17 protein-coding genes are annotated in these 17,291 nt (G+C 45.0%); 14 read left to right on the top strand and 3 right to left on the bottom strand.

The genetic code is table 11. The annotated features are described in order from the left end of the window. Window positions 1-10: 10 nt before the first annotated feature. A complete protein-coding gene (locus NYE58_RS03225; RefSeq protein WP_076124450.1) occupies window positions 11-898 on the bottom strand; it encodes a CHAD domain-containing protein in 888 nt (295 codons plus the stop codon). 239 nt (window positions 899-1,137) lie between these two features. Between NYE58_RS03225 and NYE58_RS03230 the strand changes: the two genes are divergently transcribed. Continuing rightward, window positions 1,138-2,031 carry a lipoate--protein ligase family protein gene (locus NYE58_RS03230; RefSeq protein WP_081391852.1) on the top strand — a complete coding sequence of 298 codons (894 nt, stop codon included), beginning with the start codon at window positions 1,138-1,140 and terminating at the stop codon, window positions 2,029-2,031. 102 nt (window positions 2,032-2,133) lie between these two features. Here NYE58_RS03230 and NYE58_RS03235 read toward each other — a convergent pair whose 3' ends face one another. After that, window positions 2,134-2,919, bottom strand: a complete 786-nt coding sequence (locus NYE58_RS03235) for a carbon-nitrogen family hydrolase (RefSeq protein WP_341004231.1) — start codon at window positions 2,917-2,919, stop codon at window positions 2,134-2,136. A gap of 158 nt (window positions 2,920-3,077) precedes the next feature. On the opposite strand from NYE58_RS03235, the gene NYE58_RS03240 reads away from it, so the two are divergent. The 8 genes from NYE58_RS03240 to NYE58_RS03275 all read left to right on the top strand — a co-directional run bounded on the left by NYE58_RS03240 (window position 3,078) and on the right by NYE58_RS03275 (window position 9,830). Next, the gene (locus tag NYE58_RS03240) at window positions 3,078-3,506 is read left to right on the top strand and encodes a MarR family winged helix-turn-helix transcriptional regulator (protein WP_076304354.1); all 429 of its coding nucleotides are present in this window, start codon (window positions 3,078-3,080) and stop codon (window positions 3,504-3,506) included. Between the two features lie 33 nt (window positions 3,507-3,539). Beyond that, window positions 3,540-4,175 carry a nitroreductase family protein gene (locus tag NYE58_RS03245; protein WP_076223389.1) on the top strand — a complete coding sequence of 212 codons (636 nt, stop codon included), beginning with the start codon at window positions 3,540-3,542 and terminating at the stop codon, window positions 4,173-4,175. 59 nt (window positions 4,176-4,234) lie between these two features. Then, window positions 4,235-4,528, top strand: coding sequence for a putative quinol monooxygenase (locus tag NYE58_RS03250; RefSeq protein WP_036676736.1), 294 nt, complete (start codon window positions 4,235-4,237; stop codon window positions 4,526-4,528). Between the two features lie 175 nt (window positions 4,529-4,703). Further along, window positions 4,704-6,272 carry a phospholipase D-like domain-containing protein gene (locus NYE58_RS03255; RefSeq protein ID WP_341001050.1) on the top strand — a complete coding sequence of 523 codons (1,569 nt, stop codon included), beginning with the start codon at window positions 4,704-4,706 and terminating at the stop codon, window positions 6,270-6,272. Window positions 6,273-6,334: 62 nt separating this feature from the next. Next, complete coding sequence (locus NYE58_RS03260) at window positions 6,335-6,712, top strand: hypothetical protein (protein ID WP_341001052.1); 378 nt, start codon at window positions 6,335-6,337, stop codon at window positions 6,710-6,712. Window positions 6,713-6,786: 74 nt separating this feature from the next. Next, window positions 6,787-7,113: an ArsR/SmtB family transcription factor gene (locus NYE58_RS03265; RefSeq protein WP_036676741.1), complete on the top strand. Its 327-nt coding sequence runs from the start codon at window positions 6,787-6,789 to the stop codon at window positions 7,111-7,113. A gap of 107 nt (window positions 7,114-7,220) precedes the next feature. Continuing rightward, window positions 7,221-8,984 carry a SulP family inorganic anion transporter gene (locus NYE58_RS03270; RefSeq protein WP_076185164.1) on the top strand — a complete coding sequence of 588 codons (1,764 nt, stop codon included), beginning with the start codon at window positions 7,221-7,223 and terminating at the stop codon, window positions 8,982-8,984. Between the two features lie 150 nt (window positions 8,985-9,134). Next, window positions 9,135-9,830 (top strand): DUF1361 domain-containing protein, encoded by a 696-nt coding sequence (locus NYE58_RS03275; RefSeq protein WP_038568569.1) that lies wholly within the window; start codon window positions 9,135-9,137, stop codon window positions 9,828-9,830. Here the strand turns inward: NYE58_RS03275 and NYE58_RS03280 are convergent. Beyond that, window positions 9,827-10,144 (bottom strand): MGMT family protein, encoded by a 318-nt coding sequence (locus tag NYE58_RS03280; RefSeq protein ID WP_076124439.1) that lies wholly within the window; start codon window positions 10,142-10,144, stop codon window positions 9,827-9,829. The genes NYE58_RS03275 and NYE58_RS03280 overlap by 4 nt on opposite strands. Before the next feature lie 214 nt (window positions 10,145-10,358). On the opposite strand from NYE58_RS03280, the gene NYE58_RS03285 reads away from it, so the two are divergent. The 5 genes from NYE58_RS03285 to NYE58_RS03305 all read left to right on the top strand — a co-directional run bounded on the left by NYE58_RS03285 (window position 10,359) and on the right by NYE58_RS03305 (window position 17,277). After that, on the top strand, window positions 10,359-11,411 hold the full coding sequence (locus NYE58_RS03285; RefSeq protein ID WP_076193723.1) for a LacI family DNA-binding transcriptional regulator: 1,053 nt from the start codon (window positions 10,359-10,361) through the stop codon (window positions 11,409-11,411). Window positions 11,412-11,478: 67 nt separating this feature from the next. Continuing rightward, on the top strand, window positions 11,479-13,893 hold the full coding sequence (locus NYE58_RS03290; RefSeq protein ID WP_076276049.1) for a hypothetical protein: 2,415 nt from the start codon (window positions 11,479-11,481) through the stop codon (window positions 13,891-13,893). Window positions 13,894-13,986: 93 nt separating this feature from the next. Then, complete coding sequence (locus NYE58_RS03295) at window positions 13,987-15,387, top strand: extracellular solute-binding protein (protein ID WP_076124434.1); 1,401 nt, start codon at window positions 13,987-13,989, stop codon at window positions 15,385-15,387. A gap of 13 nt (window positions 15,388-15,400) precedes the next feature. Further along, window positions 15,401-16,399 (top strand): carbohydrate ABC transporter permease, encoded by a 999-nt coding sequence (locus NYE58_RS03300; RefSeq protein ID WP_341001055.1) that lies wholly within the window; start codon window positions 15,401-15,403, stop codon window positions 16,397-16,399. Continuing rightward, window positions 16,399-17,277, top strand: a complete 879-nt coding sequence (locus NYE58_RS03305) for a carbohydrate ABC transporter permease (RefSeq protein WP_081383335.1) — start codon at window positions 16,399-16,401, stop codon at window positions 17,275-17,277. The genes NYE58_RS03300 and NYE58_RS03305 overlap by 1 nt, the downstream gene beginning before the upstream one ends. Window positions 17,278-17,291 lie beyond the last annotated feature (14 nt).

Raw genomic sequence — 17,291 nt, forward strand, 5'->3', positions numbered from 1 at the left:
TTGTATGGAGCTACTTCGTTTGTGTCTGGATAGGAATGACATCATTATGATGCAGTGCATCGAGCACTTCATCCTTTAATTGCGACGTGAAGGCATTCCATGCTTTTTTACCGATGTCCAGCTCTTCACGTCCAATAGCATTCAGTGTTTCCAGCCATAGACGTTTGTCGTTAATCAGCCCAAGTTGATCTTGAATCTCCTTATAGATCTCCTCATGCGCATGGAATTTCTGATTTAATGCAAAATCGGCTGCACTCGCGGTATAACGCAGTTCCTTAGCAGCGATTCTTAGCTGGTGCAAAGCGTCGAAGGCTTCTTTAGATTCGGCATTGTCTTCATGGAAAATAGCTTTACAGGTTTTTTTCTTCTGCTCATAAGCGATCTCAAGCTCACGCATAACAACGTTAACATTCTTTTTGGCGGCTAGGGCTTCAAGCTGCTCGCTTAGGAAGGTCTTCCACTTTTCCTCGAGGTCTTCATTAATTAGTTCAGGCAGCTCCTTAGCGAGCTTCTTGCGGTAAGTTTTGCGCTTGTCCTTTTGGTACGCAATCACTGCCTTTAACAGGTCTGCAGTTTTGGAATCTCCGTTCTCCTTCGCCTGCTTGCGCTTGTTCTTGAAAGATTCTATTAGAACATCTGCATCTCGCACTTTACCTAATCTCTTTTGCGCTTTTTTGAAAATAGGGTACAGGCCTGAAGTGTGCCGCGGATCAAGAATGGATAATAGACTTAGCAGCTTACGGCAGTTCACTCTTGCCTGGTGGATATCTTCATCAGCGAATTTATTTAATGCGTCATGGCTGTAATCCCAAAAGTTGATATAAAGGTGGTTAAGGGCTTGTTCCCATTGCTTTGTTTTGGTTAGCTGTCGTTCTTTGGTCAGCTTGTCTCCTGTCATGCAGCATCACTCCTTAACGTTTGGGATAGCATGAATTTAGGGCTTCCCCTATTATGCTCTGGGGTAAGTCCATTTACTATAAGAATAGCGTTATCATAACCTCATTTCAATTCTCTGCTCACAGCATGGAGACAGATCGGTTACAATATTACTATCATTATTTATACGGATAGGCTTGGATCTTTAGCTGGTAGAGAATAGCAGGTCTCGTGGCTCATATTCGGGAAAGAGGGGCTTTGGTGGATACTCGTGAGTATGATTCAATATTTAGTAAACTTCCTTCAGAAATGGGGCTCTTTCAACATCTGAGTGCAAGGGATGAGAGCAAAGGTACAGAAGCAGGGAGCTTAGAGGATATGCTGGTCCCGTTCGCTTTTGAGGAAACCTTATGCCGGGATGTTGGAGCGGGACTTATACCTCCTAGCTTACATCTGTGGAGTCATTCTGGTGGTGTGGCACTTGGACTTCGGGACAGTAAGCTACCGTGTGCAGCTCAGGCGATGCTTACGCTTGAGGCGCAAGGGATTAGAACAGCGGTTAGGCATTCCGGCGGAGCTGCGGTGCCTCTGGATGCAGGGATCATTAATGTTTCTCTAGTTCTGCCCAAAGGACGTGGAAAGCTGGACTTTCATGATGACTTTAAGCTCTTGGCTGCTTTGATCACGGAAGCGGTTGCTATTAGTCATCCACAGGCTGCGGCGCAAATTGAGGCTGGTGAGATTGTTGGTTCTTACTGCCCTGGTGATTTCGATCTGGCCATTGGTGGCCGGAAGTTTTGTGGTATTGCTCAGCGTAGGCAGAACAATGCCTATTTTGTACATGCATTTGTTGTAGTTTCTGGCTCGGGACAAGAACGCGGTGAACAAATTCGTAATTTCTATGCGCAAGCCTCCGGAGGAGACTCCTCACTATCATATCCACAGGTTCGTCCAGAGACGATTGCTGGACTGGGTGAACTCGGTGGACCTGAAGTGGCGAAAGTGTTTGGGGAGGGGATTATTCAGGCTTTGATTCGTCGTGGAGTCTCTCTTAGAGCATCCCGCATTTTGCAGCAAGAGACAGGATACAGCCTGGACTATGATGATCCACGTGTGCTCGATGCAACGCGGGTGCTGCGCGAGCGGTATTCCTAAGGGCTGAGCATGGGTTAGAGTCTGTTAAAAAAGGACGTAACGGAAAGCTGGATAATGCCAGCCTACGTAACGTCTTTTTTAATATTCAACAATGACGCTCTATTAATTATACAACTCAGGACGTCTGTCCGAAAAAATCGGAATTTGTTTCCTAATCTCACGCACCTGATGTAAATCGATCTCTCCGGTTAGAATTTCTTCCTCTTCAGAAGCCTCACACACAATATCTCCCCAAGGATCAATAATCATTGAATGCCCAGCAAAGATATTGGCAGGATCGCTGCCTGCACGGTTGCAGGCTACAACAAAACATTGGTTCTCGATGGCCCGGCTGATCAACAGCGCCCGCCAGTGGGACAATCTGGGCAGTGGCCATTCAGCGCAGACGAACAGGATTTCCGCCCCTTGTGCGGTATGGGCGCGAACCCATTCCGGAAACCGGATATCATAACAGATTAGCCCTGCACATAACGTATTGTCTAATGTGAATAGTCCTTTGGCTTCTCCCGGCTGCAGATACAAATGTTCATCCATCAGCTGGAACAAATGCAGCTTGCTGTATTGTCCGACGAGCTCACCTGATCGATTAAATACATACATACGATTAGTTACACCAGTATCATTTCGGCTAGCGACAGAACCAGCGATGATATTGATGCTGTATTGTTTAGCCAAGCTGGAGATAAATGTCTTGGTAATTTCTCCTTCCGGATCGCCAATATCTTCTAAGCGAGTTAGATCATAACCAGTGGTCCATAGCTCAGGGAGAATCAGACAATCGGGGGCAGCGACAGCGGCTTCTTTTATTTTCTGGACAACAGCAGCATAATTCATAGTGGGATTGCCAAATGCTATATCCAGCTGAATCAGGGATATTCTCATAGGTATCCTCCTCTTTTGTTCAAGCGTATAGCACCGGATGAGGATAAGCAATGTTGATTTTTTAAAAATGATTTGATATATTAGTTGACGGGTCAATGATTATGCGTTAGTATAATTTTACACAAAACAATTGCATGCAATTAAATATAGAAAGGAGGTATATTTTGACGGAGTACTGTCCTGAGGAAGAACATATATTTGAACTGCTGCAGGCCTTAAACAAAGGAATCTCTCCAAAATTCGAACGTTGTGCAGGGATCAGTCCCACACGGCTTCGCCTCCTGCATGAACTGTTTCGGGTAGATGAAGTCAGCCAAATCAGTCTGCAAAAGGAAATGGATATTGATGCGGCAGCCGTCACACGTCATCTGAAGGGATTGGAAGAGAGTGGCATGATCGCTCGCCGCAATAACCCAGCCGATAACAGGGTCACATTGGTCTCATTAACCGATCAAGGTCGGGAAAGAATGGTTAAATATAGCGAAGAGAAAAGGCGGTTTATCGCTACTCTGCTAACAGGTTTTAACGATCAGGAGCGAGCAGTGCTCATTGATATGCTCAATCGTCTGCAATCTAATATCATTCTGTTGTAACTTACAAAACACACTAAAAGGAGAATTAAACATATGAACGCTACACAAACAAATGATTTTCAAGAAATTATTACAGGACGCCGCTCTATCCGCAAATATGATCCATCCGTTAAAATCAGCAAAGAAGAAATGACACAGATCCTTGCCGAAGCTACACTTGCTCCATCTTCAGTGAACATGCAGCCTTGGCGTTTTCTGGTCATTGAAAGTGACGAAGCTAAAGCTACTTTAGCGCCTCTCGCTCGTTTTAATAACGTACAAGTAGAGACTTCTGCGGCTATGATTGCCATCTTTGGTGATCTGAACAACTTCGATTACGCTGAAGAAATTTACGGTACGGCTGTTGAACGTGGACTTATGCCTGCTGAAGTAAAAGAAAATCAATTAACCAGATTATCCGCTCATTTCGCTAACCTGCCACGGGAAATTAACAGAGACACCGTGCTTATCGATGGCGCACTTGTTGCTATGCAGCTGATGCTGGTTGCTCGTGCACATGGTTACGATACAAACCCAATTGGTGGATTTGAAAAAGACCAAATCGCTGAAGCGTTTGGTATGGAAAAAGATCGTTATGTTCCTGTAATGCTGCTCTCCATTGGTAAAGCTGTTGATGCAGGTTACCCCTCTGTTCGTCTGCCTATCGATAAAGTTGCTGAGTGGAAATAATTATTAAAGTTAGTAAGCCAACACGCTACCATAAACACTAATCTTAGGAGGAATATACAATGATCATTATTCATGCTGTACTTAAAGTTAATCCAGAGCGTCGCGAACAGTTTTTGACGGAGTCTAAAGCATTACTGGCTGCTACTCATGCTGAAGAGGGTAACCTTTCTTATGAGCTATATGAGAATGCTGGAGAAGCCAACTCATTTATTATGATTGAGCAATGGCGTGATGCTGAAGCAGTATCCAGCCACAATACGAGCGCTCATTTCACTGCTTTCTCAGCTAAAGCTGGCGAATTCTTGGCTGCTCCTCTAGATGTTAAAGTATTTAGCGCAGAACAGGTAAAATAAGCTGTCTCCATTCTTAGCGAATTCTATTTAAACCTAAACAGGGATGATCCATAGCCATAAAGGCTGTGGGGCATCCCTATTTTGCATTTCACCCCGTTTATAAAAAGGAGATCTAGGGTATCTATCCTTACCTTGATTCAAAGGCATGCAATATAAACGATGGGGGACTTTACATATGAAGACACAGAGAAATATGATTGATTTCTTGAATTATTATCTATCCGGCGGATCGCTTGCCCGTATTATGGGTGTAGCAGGAGAAGAGGTGGAGCGTAAGCTTGAGGGGATAGACCTAGAGGCTGCCAGAGCCTATCGTCAGACGCTTGGCGGAGTCATTACGACAAGTCAGCAGCTATTCCAGCTTCCTGGATTTAGTCCAAGCTTACTGGAACAACTTACTGAAGTATTGGGCAGACTAGACTCAGGCAAGCTAAAGGTTCTGGCTCCGCAGACTACGTGGAATAATCAAGTAACACCTTACGTGAATGGTCCGGAGTGTCTAGGAATGATATTAGAGGAGATCAGAAAAGCGCAGCATTATATCCACCTGTCTGTCATGCTTTTTTTTAATGATCGCTCGGGCAATCTGGTTGCAGATGAACTGTTTTATGCTCTTAAGCGTGGCGTTAAGGTAAGGGTTATGGTCAATTACACATTGACGGCATTGGGGTACGGAAATAATCTGGAGTACGGCCAGTTCTCCAAGATTGCTGATCAGCTCGAGAATGCAGGCGCCAAGCTGTTGAATACCTTCAATTCGTATTATTCAGCTATGGAATGGCGGGTGAAACGAAAGGCGCTGGAGCAAGAGGGAGTGCCGGAAAGTATCCTGTTTCTGCAGGATAAAGTGCAAGAGGATGTTGAGGTCACAGGACTGAATGTCATCGATCATCGGAAGTTTATGGTCATAGATGGGGTAACCTCGATTATAGGCAGTGTAAATATTGGTGACCAATATACGTATGAGACCCCAGTGCAGGCATCCTCTGCAATGAGTATAGATGGACATCCACAGGGGATTCCTAGTAAAGAGGCTGAGTGGCATGATGGCTGCTTCCGGATTCGCGGCGCAGCAGCGCAGCCTTTGAATGCGATGTTCTATTCTCGCTGGCTGCTTCTAGGCGGAGATCATTTTGATGTGAATGATGTCTTTTATTATCCGGATGTGGATTATCATTTTGGTGAGGAAGAATGTACGCTGTTAGCAAGCTTTCCAGGTAACCCGGTTAACCTGATTCAACAATATTATCTGGATCTAATTACTTACGCGGCTGAAGAGACTATCATCGTGAATCCTTATTTGATTGATCAGGATTTTTGGGATCGGCTCGGGCTGCTTGGTCCGGAATGCTCGTGTAATTTGAACATTTGTAACCCGCTGGAGGTTAATGATCATCCTACAAATCGCGCGGCGGTAAGAGGCAATATGTATATGCCGTTTATTAACGGTGTTTCCTTCTATGACTACAGTGCCACCGGTCGATTTTCCCATTGGAAAATTACCTATGATCATAGATCACAAGCCGTTTTTCATGGTTCATATAATATCAACGAAAGAAGTGCCTGCCACGATTTTGAGCTGGGAATGCTGGTAAAAGGGGAGGCCTTTGCAGAGCAGATAAAGTCTATGATCGATTATGACCTGAGTGTCTCGCGGAAGATTACCAGTAAAAGTGAGTTCTTTAAGCATCCTTGGTTACACCCTAGTACTTATCTGAATAAGGCAACCCAGAATTATACTTGATAAATTGGGCTAATTCTCATGATATAATGATCGTTATAAATCATTAGGGTGGAGTATGGGCTATGCAAATCAAAATTACAAAAAGTGGTTTGAAAAAGGACGAGGTATTTTTTCTCACAGAATTTGGGGAGGGCCGGGGAGTCTGGTGTGGTGCTCCTGTGAATCCAGGGGCAGAAATGGATGTGGAATTGGAGCTTTCGGAGCTGCTTATGAGGTGGGTGGATATCCATCCTGTGCCTGCAGGTGAGTTCAACATCAGGCTCGAACAGGATAGGGTTATTTTTACGGGCGTATTGGAGAATATTGAAGAAGATGGCACAGGATTTTTACGAATAGGTGAAGGGTTAGTGATGTTCGAGTGTCTCGGTGAACCTATGGCACTGGGTGTGTTCGTAGAATTGCAGGTCCGTGATGTGCGAATCTATCCCTTCAGTATTTGACGCTTCTTAGGGACTAAGATAACATACAAAGATAACATTAGATTCAGAAAGTTAAGCATGAGGAGTAGAAAGCTATGAACACCGAAATTCAGCAATTTAAGACCGAATTCTTCAAGGCGCTGGCTCATCCGATGCGTATTCGTATTCTGGAGCTGCTTAGCGAAGGTGAGAAGAATGTGAATGAACTGCAGGCTATTCTCGGCTCGGAAGGTTCTGCTGTATCCCAGCAGCTAGCTGTTTTACGCGCCAAAAATGTAGTAACCAGTGTGAAAGAAGGCACCACAGTCATTTATGCCTTACGTGATCCTCTGATCAAGGACCTTCTGGTCGTGGCCAAACAAATATTTGATAACCATCTCGTGAATACCATTTCATTACTGGAAGGCATGCGCGGCGAGTGAAAATGGAATAGATTAACGTTATTTTGGCGTTGACAACAGTCGCGTCCTAGAGTAATGTTCTTCTTATATTCAAATAATCAGATATTTAAAGAAAAGAAGGTTTGAACATGACAGGGCGGGGTCGTTATAAAGGCTACAACATGAACGCTTTTCGCAAGGATTTGATATCAGGGACAATCGTCGGGGTTATTGCCATTCCTTTAGGGATGGCATTTGCTATTGCTTCTGGTGTAAAGCCGGAATATGGCATTTATACGACAATCGTTGCGGGCATATGTATTTCATTGTTCGGGGGATCGAAATTTCAGATTGGTGGACCGACAGGTGCATTTATTCCTATCTTGTTCGCTATTGGGATGCAGTATGGTTATGAGAACCTGCTGTTAGCGGGGATGATGGCGGGGGTTATTTTAGTCCTCATGGGATTGTTAAGGCTGGGTGTACTGATTAAATTTATTCCGAAGCCGGTCACGATTGGTTTCACAGCAGGCATAGCGGTTATTATCTTCACCGGACAGATTGCTAACTTCCTTGGGTTAAGGGATATTGAACGGCACGAGAGCTTTGTAGATAACATGAAAGAAATTGGACTTCATCTATCGACGATCAATGGATATAGTATCCTGACCGCCGCGATTTGTCTGGCTGTTGTTATCCTAGCGATTCGCTTCGCTCCGAAGGTGCCGGGTTCATTGGTCGGTCTTCTTTGTGCAACTGTCATAGCAGCGTTATTTTTTAGCGGTAAGGTGACTACGATTGGTTTGGCCTATGGGAATATCCCTAATACATTGCCAAGCTTCCGTTTTCCGACCATTACCTGGGAGCGGATTACACTGCTGATTCGTCCGGCCTTTATCATCGCGATGTTGGGTGCTATTGAATCCTTATTGTCAGCTGTCGTAGCTGATGGGATGACGGGCAGCCGCCATAACAGCAACCGTGAACTGATTGGTCAGGGAATCGCCAATATTGCAGCTCCATTGTTTGGAGGAATTCCAGCCACGGGTGCCATTGCCAGAACCGCCACAAATATCAAAAGCGGCGCAGTTTCTCCGATCTCAGGGATCGTTCATGGGGTAGTGGTATTCCTAATTCTTCTGTTGTTTGCACCCTATGCTTCTAGTATTCCGTTGGCAGCGATGGCTCCTATCTTGATGGTAGTGGCTTGGAATATGAGTGAGCGTAAACAATTTCTTCATTTGCTTAAAATCAAAACAGGTGATTCTTTGGTATTATTCATCACTTTCTTGTTGACGATATTTGCAGATTTAACGCTGGCCGTAGAGGTGGGATTGATTCTTGCGGTGATTTTGTTTGTGAAACGGATGGGAGAGGTTCATCTGGTATCCAAAGTATTGCCTGATCCTAATTCCGTCAAGGTAGGAGCACATATGGTAACGGAGAGTCATGATTGTCCGCAGATTGGGATTTATACCGTGGAAGGACCGCTGTTTTTTGGCGCTGCGTATAGATTTGATGACACCATGCCGGGTTATGGCTCAGATCAGCCGAAAATTATATTAATGCGGATGGGAAAAGTGCCATTCATGGATACTACGGGTGAATCCAATCTGGCGGAGCTGGTGCGGCATCTCCATGCTGTTGGAGGGAAACTGATGATCTCCGGTGTTCAGCCGCAGCCGCTTGAGCTACTTAAGAGAACCGGGCTATATGACAAAATAGGAGAGGCACAGTTTTATCACCATACCGGTGAAGCGATCAATGAAGCTCTTAGCAGTATTAATCACAATAAATGTATCGGATGCAGTCATGCGGCGTTTAGGGAGTGTACGGCATTATCCTGTCAGGAGGATGCAGGTGGACTACGAGGTCTGACAGGACGCAAGAAGCCAGCATTGCCTCTGAACTAATCAGCGGTACTTGAGCTTAATAAATAAAGTCGGCCTGGGCGCTATTCTTGCGTCTGGGCTTTTGTATTAAAATTGGACTTCGGAATTCTGAATTTGTACAATTGGGTATAAGTTTAATGTAATCAATATCGATAAGGAGAATATAAGCTCATGAAGGAATTGAATTATCCGAAGGTGTTTATGCTCTTGGCGGGATTGTCTGTCGCTACATTGGCGGTATATCGTGTAGTGTCACTTCAGACGGATTCGTTTTACGGTTTTTTAATTTGGAATTTGTTCTTAGCTTGGATTCCGTTTTTATTTTCCATGGCTGCTTATGAGCTAGACAAAAGGAAGATAGGCGGTTTATTACTTCTTCCTTTGGGTGTCGCGTGGCTGCTGTTCTTTCCCAACGCGCCTTATCTCATGACTGACCTGGTGCATTTAACGGTAAGAAAAAGTAGATATATCGTGGAGGGGGCCATTCAGAATCGCTACTGGTATGACTTGGTCACTCTTTTATTGTTCACCTGGAGTGGATGGTTGACCGGTTTTTTCTCATTGTATCAGTTCCAGACGGTCATTTATCGCAAAAGCAACCTGCTGTGGTCATGGGTATTCGTGCTTGCGGCATGTATGCTCGGGGGATATGGTGTACTGCTTGGCCGAGTCTACAGACTCAATAGCTGGGACGTCCTGACGGACAGGCATCAGTTGTATCAACTTGTTCTGGATAGCCTGAATCTCCAGTCCGTATTTTTCAGCTTGTTCATTGCCTTTGTCCTGCTGGTCATTTACGCGACGATGTATTGTCTACTCAATGCTCTTGGCACCGGAGAAAGACGAAGAGTTACCAGAGGGTACTAATCGGCACACTCCGGCTCAAACTGGAATTGCTTCAGATCTACCACACCTTTTTCATTAAAACTAACTCCCTCTCCCTGTAGATAGAGCCTCTGGAGGGAGTTAGACTCATCCTCAGTTAGTGCGATCATTCCCTTAGCATTAATGACCCGATGCCAGGGCAGCTTATATTTTTTGCTCATGGAGTGAAGGATGCGAACGACCTGCCTCGCTCCTCTTGGGCTGCCTGCCGCGCGGGCAACTCCTCCGTAAGTCATCACTTTACCTTCTGGTATAGACTGTATGATATGAATAACTCTCTCAGTAAATGGTGTCATAGCAAGCTCAAGCTCCTATATCTTATTTTTATCCAATGAACAACAGATAAATCAATTCTAAACGAAACGGGGGACGAACAGGAGGATTTTTTGAGAATAGCAAAAAAGGGGTTGCAAAGCAATAAATACGCGTGGTATATTTTAACTGTAAAAATAATCTAAACGTTTAACAACGTGATTGAAAGAGTTCCATAATAAGATAGGAGAAGGTGTAATGAGGAAAACCAGCATTAAAGACATAGCCGCAAAGGCTAATGTTTCGATTGCTACAGTCTCCTATGTGCTTAATGGTACCCGCAATGTACGTTCCGATACAAGGGAACGAGTTGTTGCAGCCATTGAGGAGTTGAATTATAAGCCGAATGCTATTGCGAAGAGTCTCAAACTCAACCGTACGAATACAATAGGTGTTATTGCAGAAGATGTGACGGTATTTAACACCCCCGATATTATCGATGGAATTAATGATTTTGGAGATCGTAATGATTTGCATATTTTACTGGTGAATCTTCGTTTGGACAAGCGTATCGGCCGTAACTTCTCGAATACGGAAGACTATCGAAAGTATGCCGCTAATGCGGTTGCCGAACTGCTCAGTAATCAAGTGGATGGGATTATTTATATCGGTGTTCATCCCCGTGATTTAACGGGTTTAATCGATACGGAAGGTAAGCCTATTGTGTATACCTACTCTTACACACAGGACGATATCTCTATCCAGTATAATGATGAGCAAGCTGCTTACCAAGCCATGTCCTACTTGGTTAACCAAGGACATAGCAGAATTGCTGTAATCAGTGGTTTGATGGATTCAATCCCTTCCAGATTAAGACTGAACGGTTATTACAAGGCCGTTACTGAATATCAATTACCATTCGATCCACTGTTAATTAAGATGGGAGACTGGGAGAGGGAATCAGGGTATCGTCTTACCTCCGAGTTGCTCGCTTTGCCGGAGCCTCCAACCGCGATTCTTTCCATGAATGATGTAATGGTTGTAGGTATTTTGCAGGCGGCAGAGGAAAAAGGGTTTAAAATACCGGATGATCTGTCGGTTGTCGGTTTTGATAATCGTGAATTCAGTGATTACTTACGCCCGCGTATAACAACAATGGGACTTCCGCTACATGAGATGGGCTATCAAGCTATTGAGGTGTTGTTCAATTTAATCAAGGGGACGAAGATGGATTCACTGACCATGCCGGAGTGCCGGTTGATCGAACGTGATTCCGTGGCTACGTTAAAAAATGCTGTGAGACAAAAATAAGTTTCACAGCTCCTTTTTCCTCATAAATCTAAACGTTTAACTTAAAATATTGAAGAGGTGCTAGGCAATGACGATTCTAGGCAACGAAAATTTCAGGATGGAGTTAAGCGACCGCGGAGCGCTTCAGTCTCTGATATTACAGGGCGACCCTAGTGAAATGAACTGGGTAGTTGATCCGTCTTATTTGGAAGAGGCAGGTTATGCGGATACAGATAAGCTATTCGGAGAATGGACAATAGAGCTAGACGGGAATATCATAAAAAGCACTGATCTGTTGCCCAATATCACGCTAGAAGGAAAACACCGTGTAATTGTGGATTTTGAAGGCGCGCCGATTGCAATCAGACTTACATATTCTTTGGAAGATGAGCGACTAAGATGGACTATTGAAGCTACGAACCGCTCAACACAGTCTGTAAGAATTAATGGACTTCATGTGTGGTTTTCGCTCGCTTATGTCATGTACCGAGATGAAAATGTGCAGCGCAATATGAGTCAGTCCTGTGCAGTATTCCCCCATCTTGGTGGAGATTTCGCTAAAATTGCTGCCATTCGACGGAACAACGAAGCACCACATCTGGGTGTTTATGGTGTTCAGGGCAGAACAGTAACCGTAGGTACTTATTGTAGTTATAAGAATCGTTTTCTTGAGCAGGTTTCCCCTTCTTTGGATGGTCTGCTGTATCATCGGCTATCGTTGGTGGAGGACGGATCATCTATGACCGAATCTGCAGCTGCCGACTGGATATATGGTGGCGCTTACAGTCCGCTGGATCTTGACGCTGGAGAGACCTCCAGCTGGGAATACATATTCCATCCCTGTCAGAATCGAGATGATTTCTATAGGCAGGGTATGGCCTATGGACATCCACGCTGGAGCTATACGCCTGTATTAACCCGGGGAGGAAGGTTCGAAGCTGTTGTTGATCTGCCGCAGGGCCAGGCTCTACGTGAGCTGCGTTTGTATAGCACTTCACCGGTAACGGAGCTGATCCGCCAGGAGAATATTACGAACGAAGCTGTACGGTTGGAGTCAGGCAGCAGCTACACTATATCTTTACAGCGTTTGGAGCCGGGAGAACATAAGCTGGAGCTGGGGCTAGAAGATGGACGGACCGATATCCTGGTCTGGAATGTACTGGAGTCGATTGACCTGATTCTGGAAAAGAGAGCCGAGTGGTTGGTAAATAACAACTTTGGAGGGACAGGTGAGGCCGAGAGGCCATATGCCTTCCGTCCGCTATCGAATCAGGGAGAATCGCTGGGTAAGGTTGCTTTTCTTCTGATGAAGAATAGCATGGCCAAGGCTGTCCCCGAACAAGTAGCTAAGGCCGAGATTGCCGCAGTATTGGATGTGAAGGAGCATTGGTTTGAAGGCGGAGATTTCAATCATCCGCGTCCCTTGTATGGAGAATTCTACCGCATTTATGATCTGGATTATATTGGGCATGTCTTTTATCTATTGTCACGAATGGATGGTTCATTACTTAAAATTCATTCTCCTAGAGAATATCTACAATGGGCTGCCGAAATCATGTGCCTTCGCCTAGACCCTGATCGGCATAGTGGGCAGCGTGAGCAGGATGAGAGCCGTCTAAATGGTATATTTGTGCTCTATATTCTTGATTTATTAGAGGCACTGAAGCAGAGCGGTCTTTCGGAAGAGTATAAACGTCTACTTACCTTATGGGAGCAATTTGGCAGAAATCTGGAGACAGGGATACAGCAGTATGAGGGAGCTATAACGGAGCATTTTTACGATAATGCAGGATTTGGTCCTACCTGTGAAACATTGTGTCACCTTGGAAATAAAGAGGAGGCTCAGCGTTATGGGCAACTAATTCTGGCAAATATCGGATTCAGCAATGATTACAGAGTGCAGAATCCGGATCGCTGGTGGGAAGCTTTGTCGTATATGATTCATTCCCTTTGGGGTGGATTGGTAGCAGGAGCATCCCGGGTTGCCTATGAATTCCTTGGAGACCCTGAATATTTGGAAGCCGCTTACCGTTCTACGATGGCAGTATTCAATTGTTACGATTGGAATGTACGCTCTACTCCACGCCGTTTGTTGCCTGGAGAGGCAGCCTCTACATATAGTGTGGCAGCTCCTAACCTGAACATGCCAGAATTGTCGCGAAACCGTTTTGGGCAATCCGTATTTGTGGGGGCAAGTGATTCCTTGTTTGCTTCGCTGTTCTCGGGTGTGACAGGAGATGATTGGGATATGGGGGAGGAGCTAGTGGCCTATCTAATGGGCTTCGGGACAACCACATATTTGTACAGGGATCCACGCGGAAAGATGCGCTGTATTAACGGTTATATTGAAGAAGACTCGGAGGGCTGGATCGTAACAAGTTACGCTGCATATCCGTCAAGATATGTGCTGCTTGAGGATAAGCTCGAATATCGCACAACTGAGGGGATACTAGAGTCTCGCGTAAGACTGGCAGGCGGAGGAATATTCAGCCCTTGTCTGTAATCGCTAAGAATGACAAACCATGATGATTTTAGGCTAAAGCTTTAAATGCTTGGCTTGAAATAAATAGATATGAAAAAAAGGGAGGCAACAAACATGAAGTTTGGAAAACGTACTCTAGTTCTATCTTTAGCATCAATGATGGTTTTTTCCGCACTGGCAGGCTGTTCGGGCGATTCCAACAACGCGGCTCCAAAGGCATCTGAAGGGTCTGGAGCAGCCAACAAAGAAACTACGCCTGATAAAGATGTAACCTTGGAATTATTGTATTGGGGTGATGATGTACAGAAAAAGCTGGTAGAAGCGGCAGCAGAAAAATATACAGCCGACACCGGAGTGAAAATCAATGCACAAGTACTTCCAGCAGATGGCTCCTTTGATACATTTATTCAGACCCGGCTCGAATCCGGTGAACTTCCAGATATCAGTTATATGGGTGAAGGCGATATCCAAAAGTACAATGAAATGGGAATTATCGAAGATATCAGCGATTTATTAGCGGACGGAAGCATTCCTGAAAAACTATCAGCGATTACAATCCATTCACCTGAGCAAAAAGTGATTGGAGTCGGCCTATCCAACCAGTTGGAGCTGCTTTACTATAGCAAGTCCAAATTTGATGCAGCAGGTCTTGAATATCCACCCTCCAAAGTTGAAAATGCGTGGGATTGGGATACATTCGTGACAAACGCGAAAAAGCTAACGACAGATACTAAAGGAAAAACAGCGGCAGATGAAGGCTTTGATGCTGCTCTGACCGAGAACTACGGGCTTGGTATGACAGCGGGACGGGAGTTCCACCACTTCTGGGCAGCTTATGCCAACGGTGGCGGGATTGTTTCCCCGGATGGAAAGGAGTTTCAATGGGATTCTCCCAAAACGGTTGATGCCATCCAGAAGCTAGCTGATCTCGTTAACAAAGACAAGGTTGCATCCGCTTTCAATTACACTTGGAATTCCGGAATTGGTTCTGCGGTAGACGCTTTGAGTGGTGGTTATGCCATGGCAATCAGCGGCTCTTGGGATCTAGCTAATATCAAAGGTAATGAAGATATCGGCGTTGGCGTTCTGCCTAAGATGGAAAAGGCAGTAACGATGAACTGTGGTGCTCCGCTTGTTGTGTACAATACATCGAAGCACATTGAGGAAGCCAAGAAATTCTATGCTTACATGGTCAACCCTGAGAACAGTCTGGAGCTGCTGAAGAGTGGTGCGTGGTTGCCGAACCAGGCAGATTGGTATACCGATCCTACCTTGGTTGAAAAGTGGACCTCCGATCTTCCTGAAAGCGCAAAAGAAACTATCCTTAGTTATTCCACAACGAAAGACTCTATCGCACAATGGCCTGCATATTACGTTCCTGCCTACCTCAAGATGAATACTGAATATGAGAAATCTATTGATCAGGCGTTGGCAGGTAAGAAAAGTGTTAAAGAAGTCTATGACGCGATCATGCCAGCGATCAAGCAGTTGTTCGAGAGCGGCAAGGTTTCCTAATTAGAGCTTATATTTGAAAAGAGGGCTATTGCTTATGAACCCAGAGAGCAAAACCGAAACGGCTGCGGTCTATGTTAAAAAGCATGCCAGAGGTGTCACCAAAGAGGCGGTGGCTGGATATTTGTTTGCAGCACCGGCCATTATTGGATTTTTGGTATTGACGCTTTATCCGATGTTGGCCAGTTTGTTTTACAGCTTTCATAAAATAACGATTATGAGCGGAAGCCAAGTTATGGAGTGGATTGGACTGGATAATTTCCGGTACATATTCACCAATACCAGCTCCGAATTCAAGAAATCCATAACGGTAACCTTGATTTATGCCTTCATTAACGTGGCGCTTGTAATCACCTTTTGTCTGATTGTTGCACTCTTATTGAACCGTAAATTTATCGGCAGAAACTTGATGCGGGCTATATTCTTTCTGCCGTCTGTAGTTCCGATGCTGGCGACAACGATTGTGTGGCAGATGCTTCTACAGAACCAAGCCAAGGGTGGATTGCTTAACTGGATTTTATTGCAGATAGGAATAGCCCCTGTTGATTTCCTGACAGATCCCATCCGTATTTTTGAGACATTGTTTATCATGAGCTTGTGGACCTGTGGTGGGACGATTGTTGTGTTCATCGCTACGCTGCAGGATGTTCCGGGAGAATTGCTGGAAGCTATCGAGATGGACGGGGGAAATGCTTGGCACAAGTTCCTCAAAGTAACCTATCCGACGATCAAGCCTGTCCTCTTTTTCCAATTGATTATGTGCATGATGACCTCTATCCAGATTTATACGCAAAGTGTGGTGTTGTCCAGAAATGGTGCACCCGATCGGATGACTTATTTTATCAACGTTATGATCTATGACCATTCATTTGTTCAGGTAGGGATGCGCGGTTTGGCGTCTGCTGAGGCATGGGTCGTCTTCCTAATCACTATGGCCATTACTGGTGTGCTGTTCTACTTCCAGGGCGCATTTAAAAGGGACGATTCGATGGGCAAAAGAAAGAAGGCGAGATAATGGCGGCTACCGCAATTATGAATTATACAAGTATCCAGAAAAAAAAGAAAAGAGCTAAAGCCATCAATACCGGGCTGATTCTGCTCTCCTGTCTGCTCGCAGTGGTGTTTGCTTTTCCGCTTTATTGGCTGCTGCGAGGTGCCTTCGTGAGCCATACAGAAATACTGGCGCGGCCGCCTGTGTTTTTCCCCGAGTCACTAAATGTCGATAATTTTCGGCTTGGGTTGGAACGTATTCAGTTCCTGCGGCAGCTCTGGAATTCAGTTTCGATTGTAGTTCCTTATGTGATCGGGACGGTGCTGACGACAAGCTTTGCGGGGTATGCCTTTGCTAAGCTGAACTTTCCGCTGCGCGGGATGTGGTTCGTGCTGGTCATCAGTACGATGATGCTGCCTAGTGCCGTAACCCTGCTGCCACAATATTCTCTTTACACTTCTTTGGGACTGGCTGGCAAACCTGCTCTTATTATTCCGGCCTTTTTCTGTGCAGGCGGCAACGCGTATTTTGTCTTTTTGCTCCGGCAATTTTTCATGACGATTCCACTAGAACTCAGTGAAGCTGCCAAGATTGACGGTGCGGGTTACTTCCGTATCTACTCCCGCATCATGCTGCCGCTTATACGTCCCGCAATGATTGTTGTGGCGTTGTTCAGCTTTATCAACTGTTGGAATGAATTTTTCTACACCATGATTTATTTGAAGACTGAAGCAGATTATACGCTGCCTATGGGCTTGTATATTGTGAACGGGATGCGCATTCCGAACTATGAACAGGTCATGGCACTGGCGCTCGTCGTTACAGCTCCTTGTCTAGTATTTTTCTTGATCGGCAACAAATATTTTGTTGAGGGCATTACATTAACAGGAATCAAGGGATAAAAAGGAGGAATTCA

Origin of the sequence: Paenibacillus sp. FSL L8-0708, assembly GCF_038009325.1 — a bacterium.
Taxonomy (GTDB): Bacteria; Bacillota; Bacilli; order Paenibacillales; family Paenibacillaceae; genus Paenibacillus_AQ; species Paenibacillus_AQ odorifer.

Bases quoted from the DNA above. Each gene is read 5' to 3' on its own strand.
- NYE58_RS03290 (WP_076276049.1), top strand. From the start codon at position 11,479: ATGACGATTCTAGGCAACGAAAATTTCAGGATGGAGTTAAGCGACCGC.
- NYE58_RS03295 (WP_076124434.1), top strand. From the start codon at position 13,987: ATGAAGTTTGGAAAACGTACTCTAGTTCTATCTTTAGCATCAATGATG.
- NYE58_RS03225 (WP_076124450.1), bottom strand. From the start codon at position 898: ATGACAGGAGACAAGCTGACCAAAGAACGACAGCTAACCAAAACAAAG.
- NYE58_RS03305 (WP_081383335.1), top strand. From the start codon at position 16,399: ATGGCGGCTACCGCAATTATGAATTATACAAGTATCCAGAAAAAAAAG.
- NYE58_RS03245 (WP_076223389.1), top strand. From the start codon at position 3,540: ATGAACGCTACACAAACAAATGATTTTCAAGAAATTATTACAGGACGC.
- NYE58_RS03285 (WP_076193723.1), top strand. From the start codon at position 10,359: ATGAGGAAAACCAGCATTAAAGACATAGCCGCAAAGGCTAATGTTTCG.
- NYE58_RS03255 (WP_341001050.1), top strand. From the start codon at position 4,704: ATGAAGACACAGAGAAATATGATTGATTTCTTGAATTATTATCTATCC.
- NYE58_RS03270 (WP_076185164.1), top strand. From the start codon at position 7,221: ATGACAGGGCGGGGTCGTTATAAAGGCTACAACATGAACGCTTTTCGC.
- NYE58_RS03250 (WP_036676736.1), top strand. From the start codon at position 4,235: ATGATCATTATTCATGCTGTACTTAAAGTTAATCCAGAGCGTCGCGAA.
- NYE58_RS03280 (WP_076124439.1), bottom strand. From the start codon at position 10,144: ATGACACCATTTACTGAGAGAGTTATTCATATCATACAGTCTATACCA.
- NYE58_RS03265 (WP_036676741.1), top strand. From the start codon at position 6,787: ATGAACACCGAAATTCAGCAATTTAAGACCGAATTCTTCAAGGCGCTG.
- NYE58_RS03260 (WP_341001052.1), top strand. From the start codon at position 6,335: ATGCAAATCAAAATTACAAAAAGTGGTTTGAAAAAGGACGAGGTATTT.
- NYE58_RS03275 (WP_038568569.1), top strand. From the start codon at position 9,135: ATGAAGGAATTGAATTATCCGAAGGTGTTTATGCTCTTGGCGGGATTG.